Origin of the sequence: Serratia sp. Nf2 (assembly GCF_003028435.1) — a bacterium.
GTDB classification, from domain to species: domain Bacteria; phylum Pseudomonadota; class Gammaproteobacteria; order Enterobacterales; family Enterobacteriaceae; genus Serratia; species Serratia marcescens_L.
The window spans coordinates 1-13,464 of the sequence record NZ_PYTW01000002.1; the positions used below are offsets into that span (position 1 = coordinate 1).

Here is a 13,464-nt window from a genome sequence, read left to right on the forward strand (position 1 = left end):
ATTTGCCTGGCGGCAATAGCGCGGTGGTCCCACCTGACCCCATGCCGAACTCAGAAGTGAAACGCCGTAGCGCCGATGGTAGTGTGGGGTCTCCCCATGCGAGAGTAGGACACTGCCAGGCATCAAACCAAGCCGAAAGCCCTGAACTGACGTTCAGGGCTTTTTGCTATGCGTAAAACGCAAAAAAGCGCAGCTATGCTGCGCTGCTTTTCCCAGCTTCTCTCCAACAGACAGCCAGAGAAAAGGCCCCGAAGGGCCTTTGATTAGGGTGTGTTTGCTTTTTTCACTTATTATTCGGTCAATGCGAGCTGCCCTGAGAGATGCCCAGCCCGGTCTGCGAACGGACAAACTGAGCCCGGAAGCGTTCCCGCTCCTGCTGCCCGGCCAGCGAACTGTCGGTGATCGAGAATAGCCAGGTACCGACAAAGGCCACGATCATCGAGAACAGCGCCGGGTATTCATACGGGTAAATCGGTTTTTCATGGCCTAGGATCTGCACCCAGATCGTCGGGCCGAGGATCATCAGAATCACCGCCGTCAACAGGCCCAGCCAGCCGCCAATCATCGCGCCGCGGGTAGTCAAACGTGACCAGTACATCGACAGAATGATAATAGGGAAGTTACAGCTGGCGGCGATGGAGAACGCCAACCCGACCATAAAGGCGATGTTCTGCTTCTCGAATAAAATCCCCAGGGCAATGGCGACAATGCCTAGCACCACAACGGTGATCTTGGATACTCTCAGTTCGTCGCGCTCGGTTGCCTTGCCGTTTTTCATCACGCTGGCGTACAGGTCATGGGAAACGGCCGAGGCGCCGGCCAGCGTCAGGCCCGCGACGACCGCCAGAATGGTGGCAAAGGCCACTGCCGAGATAAAGCCGAGGAAGAAGTTGCCGCCAACGGCATTGGCCAGGTGCACCGCCGCCATGTTGGTGCCGCCCAGCAGCGCGCCGGTGGCGTCTTTGAACGCCGGATTAGCGCTGACCAGCAAGATGGCGCCGAAGCCGATGATAAAGGTCAGAATATAGAAGTAACCGATAAAACCGGTGGCGTAGAACACGCTCTTGCGCGCTTCTTTGGCGTCGCTCACGGTGAAGAAGCGCATCAGGATATGCGGCAAACCGGCGGTGCCGAACATCAGCGCCAGGCCGAGTGACAGCGCGGAAATCGGATCGGACACCAGGCCGCCGGGGCTCATGATGGCGATGCCTTTCGGGTGCACCTTCACCGCTTCGGCGAACAGGGTATTGAAGTCGAAGTTAACCGACTTCATCACCATCAGCGCCATAAAGCTGGCGCCGGCCAGCAGCAGCACCGCCTTGATGATTTGCACCCAGGTGGTGGCCAACATGCCGCCAAACAGCACATACAGCACCATCAAAATGCCGACCAGAATCACCGCCACGTGGTAGTTGAGCCCGAACAGCAGCTGGATCAGCTTGCCGGCACCGACCATCTGCGCAATCAGATACAGCGCCACCACCACCAACGAGCCGCAGGCCGACAGGGTGCGGATCGGTTTCTGCTGCAGACGGTAAGAGGCGACGTCGGCAAAGGTATAACGGCCGAGGTTGCGCAGGCGCTCCGCGATCAGGAACAGAATGATCGGCCAGCCGATGAGGAAGCCGATGGAATAGATCAGGCCGTCATAGCCGGAGGTGTAGACCAGGGCGGAGATACCGAGGAACGAAGCGGCGGACATGAAGTCGCCGGCGATCGCCAGGCCGTTTTGCAGGCCGGTGATGCGCCCGCCCGCGGTGTAGTAGTCCTGGCGGGAACGGGTGCGTTTGGAAGCCCAATAGGTAATGTACAGGGTGGCGCCGACAAACAGGATAAACATCACGATCGCCTGGATGTTCAGCGGTTGACGATGCACTTCGCCGCCGATGGCGTCGGCGCAGGCCAGACCGGGCAGCAACAGCAGCGCGGCGGTGGACAATAAGCGCTTCATTGTTTCACCTCACGCAGGATTTCTGCGGTGAGGCGATCGAACTCGCCGTTGGCGCGAAACACGTAGATCCCTGTCAAGACGAAAGAGATCACGATCAGCCCGACACCGACCGGGATCCCGCGGGTGATGGTCGATCCGGCGGCGATCGGCGTGCCGAGCCATTGCGGATCGAAGGCGATCAACAGAATAAAGCCGACGTACAGCGCCAGCGTAATCAGTGAAAGCAGCCAGGCGAACCGGCCGCGTTTTCTCACCAGCTCTTTAAAGCGCGGGTTTTCTTCAATCCCTTGATAAATGGTGTCATTCATCAGAGTGTCTCCAGTCGGTATTGAGAGAGTACGCCGCGCCAGGGCCGCTCAACGGCACGTTATCCGAATGAGCGGCCTGAAGCGGCGTAAATTATGACGGCACTTTCATTGATTGTTTTTCTTCCAACAGCTTGTCGACTACGGCCGGATCCGCCAGCGTGGAGGTGTCCCCCAGGTTGCTGGTGTCGCCGGCGGCAATTTTGCGCAGGATACGCCGCATGATCTTGCCGGAGCGCGTTTTGGGCAGCGAATCTGTCCAGTGCAGCACGTCCGGCGTGGCGATCGGCCCTATCTCTTTGCGCACCCAGTTGCGCACTTCGGTATAGAGCTCCGGCGTCGGTTCTTCGCCGTGGTTCAGCGTGATGTAGGCGTAGATCGCCTGGCCTTTGATGTTGTGAGGAATACCGACCACTGCCGCTTCGGCGATTTTCGGGTGCGATACCAGCGCAGACTCGATCTCGGCGGTACCCAGACGGTGGCCGGAGACGTTCAGCACGTCGTCGACGCGGCCGGTGATCCAGTAGTAACCGTCCTCGTCGCGGCGAGCGCCGTCACCGCTGAAGTACATGCCTTTGAAGGTCGAGAAGTAGGTTTGCTCGAAGCGGTCATGATCGCCGAACAGGGTACGTGCCTGGCCCGGCCAGGAGTCGACGATCACCAGGTTGCCTTCGCAGGCGCCTTCCTGCGGTGTGCCGACGTTATCGACCAGCGCCGGCTGCACGCCGAAGAAAGGCCGCGTGGCGGAACCGGCCTTCAGCTCGGTAGCGCCCGGCAGCGGGGTAATCATGAAGCCGCCGGTTTCGGTTTGCCACCAGGTATCGACGATCGGGCACTTTGCGTTGCCTATCTTGTTGTAATACCACTCCCAGGCTTCCGGGTTGATCGGTTCACCGACCGAGCCCATGATGCGCAGCGAATCGCGTCGGGTGCCCTCGATCGCCTTGTCGCCTTCGGCCATCAGGGCGCGAATGGCGGTCGGCGCGGTATACAGAATGTTGACCTGGTGCTTGTCGATCACCTGCGACAGGCGATTGACGCCCGGATAGTTAGGCACGCCTTCGAACATCAGCGTGGTGGCGCCGCAGGCCAGCGGGCCGTACAGCAGATAGCTGTGGCCGGTGACCCAGCCCACGTCGGCGGTACACCAGTAAATGTCGCCGTCGTGATAGTCGAACACATACTTAAAGGTCATCGCGGCGTACACCAGGTAGCCGCCGGTGGTGTGCAGCACACCTTTCGGCTTGCCGGTCGAGCCGGAGGTGTACAGGATAAACAGCGGATCTTCGGCGTTCACTTCTTCCGGCGGGCAGTCGGCGGAAACGCCCTGTGTCAGCTCATGCCACCACAGATCGCGCCCTTCCTGCCAGTAACCCGGTTTCCCGGTGCGCTGGAATACCACCACGTTGGCCACGCTGACCACGCCGGGATTTTTCAGCGCATCGTCGACGTTCTTTTTCAGCGGTACGGCGCGGCCGGCGCGCAGGCCTTCATCGGCGGTGATGACCAGTTTGGCGTTGGAGTCGATAATGCGCCCGGCGACCGCTTCCGGCGAGAAACCGCCGAAGATCACCGAATGTACGGCGCCGATGCGCGCGCAGGCCAGCATCGCGACCGCCGCTTCCGGCACCATCGGCATATAGATAGCCACCACGTCGCCTTTTTTCACGCCGAGCTTTTTCAGCACGTTGGCGAACTGGCAGACGTCATGGTGCAGCTGTTTGTAAGTCACGTGCTTGGATTGGGTCGGGTCATCGCCTTCCCAGATAATGGCGGTCTGGTCGCCGCGCTCAGCCAGATGGCGGTCCAAACAGTTGGCTGACAGGTTCAACGTGCCGTCTTCAAACCAACGAATGCTGACGTGGCCGGGATCGAACGAGGTATTTTTGACTTTGGTATAGGGTTTGATCCAGTCCAGGATTTTGCCATGCTCACCCCAGAAAGCCTCTGGGTCTTGAACCGACTGTTGATAATACTGTTGGTATTGTGCCGGATTAATCAGGGCGCGTTCTGCAATTGCAGAAGGAATAGCGTGTTTATGCAGTTGGCTCATAGCTTTTCTCCTTGAAGTTGTTAATGATATGTCAACTGAAGGTTAAGTATAGTTTGCTACGATTCTTTGTTTCTTTTTTGCGCGGCAGATCACGCAACAAAGATATTGATTTGTAATCGTTCTGTCGCATTTGCAGGACGTATCTATCTCTTTGGCGTTTAAATCATCATAAACCCGTGTTTTTAGCCAAAAACACTTATCTAAAGAACAAAAAAGAATAAACAAAGGTAAAGTTATTTGCCCCGTGCCAAATAAATCGGTGGAAAGGCCTGCGTTATTTCGCGCTATAAATCTTTTTGGATTATTTTTCGCTATTAATATTCGAAGTTGGTATTAACGCGATATAACGATGGACGGCATATCGTGAAATAACGTTTTATTAACCTTTAATTCCTGATGAAAGGTCGGGAGATACCCGAGGATATTCAGCCTGCAATATCGTTCGTTTTTTAATCGCAATATAAAGTAGCTCTGCATTTATAGAGGAGCATGTCACTCGGCCAATTCTCATTTATTTGACTTTTAAGTAACAAAATATAAACATTTGATGCGGACTAAATATGCAGAATGGGCGAAAAATAACGCATTTCAATTGTGTTCAAAAAAACGTCGTCGGCGCGGTTATGTACTTCATTGTATGAAAAATTATGTTTTTAATAACAACCAATTATGCCGTTTGAAATAGTTACGCGAAATTTTTGTGATTCGATTCAGCGCTCAACCCTGACAAATCAAGGCTTGCAGAGCATGCCGCCCGGATGATACAGATTTATACTGCGTTGCACCCAGGGCCGGTGAACGCTTCCACTGAATTAACATAAGCCTGTAATAAATGATTAAGTATTCTTTTCGCCGTGTTGCGACTTTGTACGGTGAAAAGAGTCTTTGAGGACTTTTTGGGTATGAAAAGTGTAAAAATTAGCCTGGCTTGGCAAATCCTGATCGCGTTGGTACTGGGTATTATTGTTGGCGCAGTGTTGCACAACCAGACCGAATCTCGTGAGTGGCTGGTGAGCAATATTCTCAGCCCGGCGGGTGATATCTTTATTCGCCTGATCAAGATGATTGTGGTGCCGATCGTTATTTCCACGCTGATCGTCGGTATTGCCGGCGTGGGGGATGCGAAAAAGCTGGGCCGCATCGGATTGAAAACCATTATTTACTTCGAAGTGATCACCACCATCGCCATCGTGGTGGGGTTGACGTTGGCCAACGTATTCCAACCTGGCCACGGCATCGATATGTCGACGCTGACCACGGTGGATATTTCGCAATATGAGAAAACCACCGAACAGGTGCAAAGCGGTTCGCACAGTCTGGTGGCGACCATTCTGTCGCTGATCCCGTCGAACGTCTTCTCGTCGATGGCCAAGGGCGACATGCTGCCGATTATCTTCTTCTCGGTGCTGTTTGGTCTGGGGCTGTCGTCGTTGCCGAAAGAGACCAAAGAGCCGTTGCTGAAGGTGTTCAAGGCGGTGTCCGAAAGCATGTTCAAAGTCACCCACATGATCATGCGCTATGCGCCTATCGGGGTGTTTGGCCTGATTTCGGTTACGGTAGCCAACTTCGGTTTCGCTTCGCTGCTGCCGCTGGCCAAGCTGGTGGTGCTGGTATACTTCGCCATCGCGTTCTTCGCCCTGGTGGTGCTGGGGGCGGTCGCCCGGCTGTGCAACCTGCGCATCTGGACGCTGATCCGCATCCTGAAAGACGAACTGATCCTGGCTTATTCCACCGCCAGCTCGGAAACGGTGCTGCCGCGCATCATCGAAAAGATGGAGGCTTACGGCGCGCCCAAGTCGATCACCAGCTTCGTGGTGCCGACCGGCTACTCCTTTAACCTGGATGGCTCGACGCTGTACCAGAGCATCGCCGCTATCTTTATCGCCCAGCTGTACGGCATCGAGCTGTCGTTGGGGCAAGAGATCGTGCTGGTGCTGACGCTGATGGTCACCTCGAAAGGGATTGCCGGCGTGCCGGGCGTCTCGTTCGTGGTGCTGCTGGCTACGCTGGGCAGCGTCGGCATTCCGCTGGAAGGCCTGGCGTTCATCGCCGGCGTGGACCGTATCCTGGATATGGCGCGCACCGCGCTGAACGTCGTGGGTAACGCGCTGGCGGTGCTGGTGATCGCCAAGTGGGAACACCAGTTCGATCGCAAGAAGGCGCTGGCCTACGAAACGGAGTTTCTGGCGCAGAAGGTGAAGCCGGCCAATCAGGCCTAATTATCGAACATCGCCGACGTTAAAACGCCCCAGGCAGCTGTGCCGGGGCGTTTTGCTTTTATGAGCCTTCTACCCGTCACTTTCTTTCCTCCGTCCCTACTGCGTGACTTGCATCCCCGCTTAACAGAATCTAAAGTGTTACCAAATTAATAGAAATGATAATAGATGTTATTATCATTTTCATTTGATGATGTATGGAGACACGCAAAAGCCGTTGAACGGCGGGTTACGCCCGTTCGGCGTCTTTATTCGGGCTTATCAAAGGTAGGTAACATGTCGGACACCGCTTTGGCCTCTGAATGGTTGCCGCTGGCGCCAGCGCAGCTTGATTTCTGGGAAGAACACACCTTGCACCCCGGGCAGACCCTGTCCACCGTCGCACATTGCACCGAACTGTGCGGCGCGATAGAGGAAGAGATGCTCTGTCGGGCGATCGCCACCACCCTTGCCGAGACGCAGGCGTTTGCCTTGCGCTTTGGTGAGCGGCATGGCGACTCTCCCCCGCTGTTACGTTACGATCCGCAGCGCACACCGCCATTGCAACGCATCGATCTGCAAACGCACGGCGATCCCTGGCAGGCGGCGCAAAGCCTGATGCGCGAAGATATCGCGCAGCGCCGCGCGCTGCACCGCGAACCGTTAGCCGCCGCCTGGCTGATCAAGCTGGGGCCGGAGCGCTACCTCTGGTACGTACGTGCGCACCATATTCTGGTTGATGGTTTCGGTATGGCGCTAATTGAACACCGCTGCGCCGCGTTGTATGCACACTATCTGGGTGAAGGCAGCGCGGGTATGCCCTTGGGCGCTTTCGACGCCTTTCAACAGGCTGAGTTGGCCTACGCTGATTCTGAGCGATGCGAGCGCGATCGGCGCTTTTGGCAGACCTATCTGCCGCCGTCGCAGGCGCTGCCGACGGTGCGTAAGGGTGGTGAGGCCTATGGCGTGCGGCGTTTGAGCACCCGCCACCGGCTGCCGGCGGCGGTGTCGCACTGTCTGGCGCAGTTGGCGGAGCGTAGCGGCATCAATTGGCCCGACTTGCTGGTGGCGCTGTCGGCGGCCTGGCTGTTTCAGGTGATGCCGCGCGACACCCGGCAGGGCGATGCGTTGCCGATGTGGATGCCGGCGATGAATCGCCGTGGGCAGGCCGCCACCAACGTGCCTTCGCTGGCGGTCAATACTCTGCCGCTGCTGGTGTCACCGCCGCAAGCGGAGACGCTGGGGGGCTTTCTGACCACTCTGACGCAGCAGTTGCGGGAGCTGCGCAGCCACGCCGGCTACCGCCTGCGTCAATTGGCCGCCGATCGCGGCGTAGAACCGGACTCGCGCTTCTTTATTTCCCCTTTCATCAACGTGCAACCCTTCGATGCGCCCCGTTTTACTGGCTGTAGCGGTACCCGCAGCGTATTGGCCGGCGGCTCGGGCGATGGCTTCAACCTGACTTATCGCGGCCGCACCGACGCCCGCGATCTGCAGGTGGATATCGATATTTATCTGGAACAGTTCCCGACGGAGGATGCACTGGACTATGGCGAGGCGCTGCAAGAATTTCTGTTGCGCGCGCTGCAGCGGGGAGCCTGGGAGCAGCCGCTGGCGGCCCTGACGGCGTTGCCCGCCTGAGAAAATGCGGGCGGGGGGAATGACCCCGCCCGAGTGGTGTGGTTTCAGTTGGCCAGCAACGCCGCCACTTCGCGCGCGTTCTTGCACGGCAGGAGCGAACTGCTTACCAGACGGGTGCCGAAAGCGTCATTGAGGCGTGCCGCTACCTGTTTGATATGCGGCAGCTTCAGCCCCATGGCGATAAACGCCGTCTCTTCCCCCCATTCCGGGCGCGGCGTCACGCCGATCGCCTGCCAGTAAATGGTCAGGATCTCTGCGCTGCGCGCCAACGGTGCGTTCGGCGGCGGGGCCGCACAGGCGTTCAGCGCCAGCGCGGTTTGCTGGTGGTTCAGGTCGGCACGGATGCGATGGCGGTCGGTTTTGCCGTTGGCGGACAACGGCAGCGCCTCGGCATGGATAAAGCGCGTAGGAATATGGGTACAGGGCAGATAGCCGGTGGCGAAGGCGCGGATCTCGGACAGCGGCAGCGGTTTGCCGTCGCGGGTCAGATACAGGGCGCCGAGCGCCGCCTCGTTGTTCTCTCCGCTGGGATAATCCACCACCACCATATCCAGGATCGCCGGATGGCGGCGCAGCACGTCTTCGATTTCCGGCAGCGAGACGCGCACGCCGCGGATCTTCACATAGCCGTTCACCCGGGCGGCGAACATGATGTTGCCGTCTGTTCGGTAGTAGCCCTGATCGCCGGTGCGAAAAGCGCGCAGCGGTTGCCCATCCGGCCCTTCGAGGGTAACGAAATCGTGCTGCTTCAGCTCCCCCTGCTCCAGGTAGCCCAACGCCAGGTTCACCCCGGCGGTATGAATGCGGCCGACCACGCCGGCCGGGCAGTGGCTGCCGTCGTCATGGCAGATGAAGTAGCGGTTGGCCGGCAGCGGGCGGCCGTAAGGCACGGTGCCGCTCTCCTGCGGGGCGATCGGGTGCCAGATGCTCCAGATGGTGGTTTCGGTCGGTCCGCCGAGTGAGAACAGCGCGAGATCCGGGCGCAAGGTGCGCAGGGTTTGCACCGTCGCCGGCTTGATGTAGTCGCCGCCTTGCGCCACCAGGCGCAGCGAGCGCAGGCTGTCGGCCGTTTTGCAGGTGAGCAGCATCTCCAGAATGGCGGGCACCGAACACCACAGGCTAACCCGGTGCTTTTCCACCAACTGGTTCCAGCTGATAGCGTCTTTTTCCTGATGCGGCGCCGGCAGCACCAGCGTGGCGCCGGCGCACAGCGAACCAAACAGATCGAACATCGACATGTCATGGTGCGGCGGCGTGACGGAAATGAAGACGTCGTCGGCGGTGACCGCCCAGCGCTGCTGGGTCTGGTGGACGACATTGGCAGTGGCGCGGTTGTTGAGCACCACGCATTTGGGCTTACCGGTGGTGCCGGAGGTATACAGGTAGTAGCTCGCGGCCAGGCTGGCGCTGCGTTCCGCCAGCGCCTGTTCATCCGGCAGCGCGGGCGCGCGATCCGTCGGCGCCAGCAGGGTCGCCGGCGTCACGCCGAGCGGCGTTTCGAGATCGCCGCCGTGCACCACCAGCGTCGGCCGGCAATTCTCCAGCAGGTAGGCGGTGCGTTCCGGCGGCGAGTTGATGTCGACAGGCACCCAGATCACGCCCTGCAGGGCGCAGGCGAGGCTGAAGATGATCTGTTCCGGGCTGCGCGGCAGATACAGCGCGACCACGTTGCCCGGTTGCACGCCGCGGCTCTGCAGGTTGGCGATCGCCGTGGCGATCCGCTGGCCCAGCTCGCGGTAGGTCAGCGTCTGCTCGCCGCAGATCAGCGCGCTGCCGCCGTTTTGCTCGCCGAACAGCCGCTCGGCCAGCTGCGCCAGATAAGGATAAGGCGCGTAATTCGCTTCGCTGTCGTTGTGGCGATAATGCGCCAGATCGATGAAGTCCCGCGGCGCGACCGCCAGGTCGGCCCGTTGGCAGCTATGCAGGATGCGTCGCTGCAACGCCGCCAGCATGGCTTCTACCTGTTCGCCATGCAGCGCCTGCTCGGCGTAGTCTACGCACAGCTGCAGGTTTTTTTCGCTGTCCAGCGTCAGGCGAATGTCGATGGCGACCTGCGGTGTTTGGGTCAGGCCATCGTGAAAGCGCACCGGCGCCTCGGCCGGCAGCGTCTCCCAGCCCAGACAGTTGGTCAGGATCACCGGCAGCGCCGGGCCGCCCTGGCTTTGGCCGAGCAATTGCCGCGCCAGATCGACGCCGGAAAACGTCAGGTGATCGAGCGCGCCGAGCACGTCGTCCTGCAGGGCTTGCGCGCGCTGGATAAAATCTTCGCCGTGGCGCGAATAGCGTACCGCCACGAAGCTGGAGGCGTTGCCCAGTGCACCGTCGGCGGCGGGGAATGCCACCGGCACGCCGACGCACAGCTCGCCGTCGGTGGTCCAGTGGGCCAGCGTATCGAGGATCAGCGCCGAGAGCAGGCTGTTGCGCAGCAGCGCGTGTGGCGATCCCAGGCGGCCGAGCTGTTTTATCGTATCGTGCGGCAGCGTCAGGCTGACGCGGCGATAGCGTGACGAGGAGAGATTGGCGAGCGGGGCGCGCCACGGCAATGCCGACGGGGTGGTGACATCCTGCAGCTTTTCGCGCCAGTAGGCGGCATCGGCCTGCCGCTGCGCCGCCGGTGCGGCGGGGAGCGGCAGCGCAGCGGCGGTCGGCGCCAGAGGGCGATCGTCAAACAGGCGAGCGATCACGGTGGAGATCCCCTGGCCGTCGAGGATCAACGCATCGAAGCTGGTGAAGATCAGCGTATCGTACGGCGATCCCGTCGGATCCTGCTGTTCGGCCCGTTGGATCACGGCGATGCGCCACAGCGGTTGGCTCGGATCGTGGCGCTGGTGGGAGTATCGCTCGCGCAGTTGTTCGACCTGGCGCTGCGACGCTTCGCCATCAAGGGCGCGCAGATCGTGACGATCCAGATGCAGCGTCACCTCCGGGCGTACGTGCTGCGTGCCGCGCTGCACATCGATGCAGGTGCGCAACGCTGGGTAGTGCTGTACCAGCTCGGTCAGGCGCGCTTCAAGGCGCGGTACATCCAGCTGCCGGGCGCGGTATTCGCGAAAGTCGTGCATCGCCACGCCGCCGAGCGGCCATCGATCGCTGCGGCCCAGAAGATAGGCCTGCTGCAGTGCGGTTAATGCTGTCTCCATGGTACTTCCCTATAGTCGCTAACCGATTAAAACGAGCCGGGCGTCGCGCGCCCGGAAACCGATCTCAGTGCTGCGGCGCCAGCGCGGCGAGCAGCGTTTTCGCATGCCGTCCTGCCTCGGGCGAGCGTTGGCAGATCAGCGCCGCCAGCGCCGCAGGGGAGGAGTGCGCCGCCAGATCCTGCGCCGTCAGCGCTGCCGCCAGATACTTGTTGAGCACCGTCAGCAGCGCGTTCACCCCGGCATCCGGCAAGGCCAAGCGGCGGATATCGTCGTGGTCGTGCAAGCTAGCCTCGGGGGCCACTCGCGCCAGCAGCCGGTGCAGCACCAGGCGCACCGGCGCTTGCTGCGCCAGCGCGTCGGGCGTGCATTGCGCCAGCAGCTGCGACAGCGGGCGATCGAACGCCGCCGTTTGCCGCGCGGCCAGGTGCAGCAGCGCCCGGTAACAGGCCAGCAGGCGTGGCAGCACCTGCTCGGGGAACGCATCCAGCCGCACGTCCCAGTTGATCAGAATGCCGTCGTCGACGTGGGCGACCTGCGCATCCAGCGCCACCTGCGGCCCCTGAGAGATGACCCAGCCGAGACGGCCGAAGGTGTCGGTGACCCGTTCGGAAAACAGCGTCTTGCCGCGGATGCCAAAACCGGCGGTAAACACCACCGGCGAAGGCTGCAGGCTGCCGTGCAGGCGCGACAGATCGCGCATCACGCTCACACCGGGGTAATCCGCATGCTCGATCAATTCCGCCAGCTGCGTCATCAGGCGCCGGCAGAAGGCGCTCAGATTTTCCGTCGGATTCAGTTCCACGCCGAGCAGCACTAGGTTGGAGAAATCGCCGATGAGGCGATGCGCGTCCTCCCGTTCGCTCTCGCGGTGGAACAGCGGCACGTTGAGCCGGAAGCGCGTCATGTTCCAACCCTGGCCGACGGCCAGGGCGAACAGCGCTAAAAACAGCGTCGAGAGCGAGGTGTGGTGCCGTTTGGCGACGTTCTCCAGCGCGCGGCTTTCTTCCGCATTCAGCTGTACGGCCAGGCGATCGCTGCGGCAGCGGTCCGGCGTGCGCAGCAGGCGCGGCGCCGGGGGCACCTGCGCCAGGCGTTCACGCCACCAACGCTGGCCGCGTTCGCGCCGCTGGCGCAGCGCCTCGTCGGCGTCGCGCCGTTCGAGGTGGTCGAAGTAGGCCGGTAGCGCGTCATGGGAGGGGGACGGTGGGCACTGGTGATAAAACGCCGTCAGATCTTCCATCAACAGGCGAAAGCTCATGGCATCGCCGGCGATCATATCGAGATCGACATGCAGGCGGCTGCGCCCTTCCGGCATCAGGCTCAGGCTGATATCGCAGGGCACGCCCTGTTCCAACGGTAGCAACTGGGTGCTTTTCGCCTGGCGTTTGGCGGCGAGCGCGGCCGCCAGCGTCGCTGTATCGGCGTGCCGCCAGTCGTCGAGATGCAAAGTATGCCGGGGGCCGGGAGGCGCGATGGTCTGGCGGCCATCATCGGTAATGCGCAGGCGTAACAGCGGATGATGCAGGTACAACGCATCGACGGCCTGGCGCAACCGGGCGATGTCCAGCTCGCCGCCGTCGAATTCCGCGTACAGGTGGGCGGCCATGCCGCCGAGAGGAGGAGCGGACTGTCGGCCTACCCAATAGGCGGCCTGCATCGTGGTTAAAGCTTTCATCGGGTATCCATTTTGATTCAGCCAACGAGACTGCAAGAATATATCCAAATGTTAATAGGAATGAAAATTATTATTATTTGATCCATTTGGCGCGGAGGTGCTATCTATAAGGGGTTTTAGCGGTGGATGGCGCAGATGGTGTTGAGTGTGAATAATTTATTTATATTATTCTTAGCATTGCAATGATTGCTTGTTATTGCAGCGCGTGTTTTACCTGCAAAAGTATAAGGCCTTCTGGCTGTTTGCGTGCTCGTCCCCTCATCTTTGTTGATAATGATTTGCATTAGAATATGCAAAATATTATCATTCTTAACATTATTTTACGTTTTTATACAAGCCGCCGGCCGCTCCGCCGGCGGCTTGGCCGTGGACGGGGCCGCGCCCGTTCGGCCGCGCAAGGCATGGGTTTGCCGCAGGGATAAGCAACACAAAGGTCGGGAAGGCCGGAGCGTCAAGGTCTGTGTGAGTGTCGATGTAGGTTGTGTAAAAAAAATCAAATTTTGT

7 protein-coding genes and 1 rRNA gene are annotated in these 13,464 nt (G+C 59.9%); 3 read left to right on the forward strand and 5 right to left on the reverse strand.

Annotated features, from left to right (window positions below; translation table 11 throughout):
* The first annotated feature begins 5 nt into the window (after nucleotides 1-5).
* Nucleotides 6-121, forward strand: a 5S ribosomal RNA gene (gene rrf / locus C9411_RS05060).
* 177 nt (nucleotides 122-298) lie between these two features.
* Here rrf and actP read toward each other — a convergent pair.
* The 3 genes from actP to acs all read right to left on the reverse strand — a co-directional run bounded on the left by actP (nucleotide 299) and on the right by acs (nucleotide 4,309).
* Nucleotides 299-1,951 carry a cation/acetate symporter ActP gene (gene actP / locus C9411_RS05065; protein WP_063988402.1) on the reverse strand — a complete coding sequence of 551 codons (1,653 nt, stop codon included), beginning with the start codon at nucleotides 1,949-1,951 and terminating at the stop codon, nucleotides 299-301.
* Nucleotides 1,948-2,259 carry a DUF485 domain-containing protein gene (locus C9411_RS05070; RefSeq protein WP_004930047.1) on the reverse strand — a complete coding sequence of 104 codons (312 nt, stop codon included), beginning with the start codon at nucleotides 2,257-2,259 and terminating at the stop codon, nucleotides 1,948-1,950. Before C9411_RS05070 ends, actP begins: the two co-directional genes overlap by 4 nt.
* Nucleotides 2,260-2,350: 91 nt before the next feature.
* Nucleotides 2,351-4,309 (reverse strand): acetate--CoA ligase, encoded by a 1,959-nt coding sequence (gene acs / locus C9411_RS05075; RefSeq protein ID WP_107226601.1) that lies wholly within the window; start codon nucleotides 4,307-4,309, stop codon nucleotides 2,351-2,353.
* A gap of 902 nt (nucleotides 4,310-5,211) precedes the next feature.
* Here acs and gltP point away from each other — a divergent pair.
* Complete coding sequence (gene gltP / locus C9411_RS05080; protein ID WP_063988404.1) at nucleotides 5,212-6,528, forward strand: glutamate/aspartate:proton symporter GltP; 1,317 nt, start codon at nucleotides 5,212-5,214, stop codon at nucleotides 6,526-6,528.
* A gap of 273 nt (nucleotides 6,529-6,801) precedes the next feature.
* Nucleotides 6,802-8,145, forward strand: coding sequence for a condensation domain-containing protein (locus C9411_RS05085; protein ID WP_107226602.1), 1,344 nt, complete (start codon nucleotides 6,802-6,804; stop codon nucleotides 8,143-8,145).
* Nucleotides 8,146-8,189: 44 nt separating this feature from the next.
* Here the strand turns inward: C9411_RS05085 and C9411_RS05090 are convergent, their stop codons facing one another.
* Both C9411_RS05090 and C9411_RS05095 read right to left on the reverse strand, forming a co-directional pair.
* Entirely contained in the window at nucleotides 8,190-11,285 is a 3,096-nt protein-coding gene (locus C9411_RS05090) for an amino acid adenylation domain-containing protein (protein ID WP_107226603.1), read from the reverse strand.
* 64 nt (nucleotides 11,286-11,349) lie between these two features.
* Nucleotides 11,350-12,960 carry a condensation domain-containing protein gene (locus C9411_RS05095; protein WP_107226604.1) on the reverse strand — a complete coding sequence of 537 codons (1,611 nt, stop codon included), beginning with the start codon at nucleotides 12,958-12,960 and terminating at the stop codon, nucleotides 11,350-11,352.
* Nucleotides 12,961-13,464: the final 504 nt, after the last annotated feature.

Excerpts from the sequence above, each read along its gene's own strand:
- actP (WP_063988402.1), bottom strand. The coding sequence starts at position 1,951 with ATGAAGCGCTTATTGTCCACCGCCGCGCTGCTGTTGCTGCCCGGTCTG.
- C9411_RS05070 (WP_004930047.1), bottom strand. The coding sequence starts at position 2,259 with ATGAATGACACCATTTATCAAGGGATTGAAGAAAACCCGCGCTTTAAA.
- acs (WP_107226601.1), bottom strand. The coding sequence starts at position 4,309 with ATGAGCCAACTGCATAAACACGCTATTCCTTCTGCAATTGCAGAACGC.
- gltP (WP_063988404.1), top strand. The coding sequence starts at position 5,212 with ATGAAAAGTGTAAAAATTAGCCTGGCTTGGCAAATCCTGATCGCGTTG.
- C9411_RS05085 (WP_107226602.1), top strand. The coding sequence starts at position 6,802 with ATGTCGGACACCGCTTTGGCCTCTGAATGGTTGCCGCTGGCGCCAGCG.
- C9411_RS05090 (WP_107226603.1), bottom strand. The coding sequence starts at position 11,285 with ATGGAGACAGCATTAACCGCACTGCAGCAGGCCTATCTTCTGGGCCGC.
- C9411_RS05095 (WP_107226604.1), bottom strand. The coding sequence starts at position 12,960 with ATGAAAGCTTTAACCACGATGCAGGCCGCCTATTGGGTAGGCCGACAG.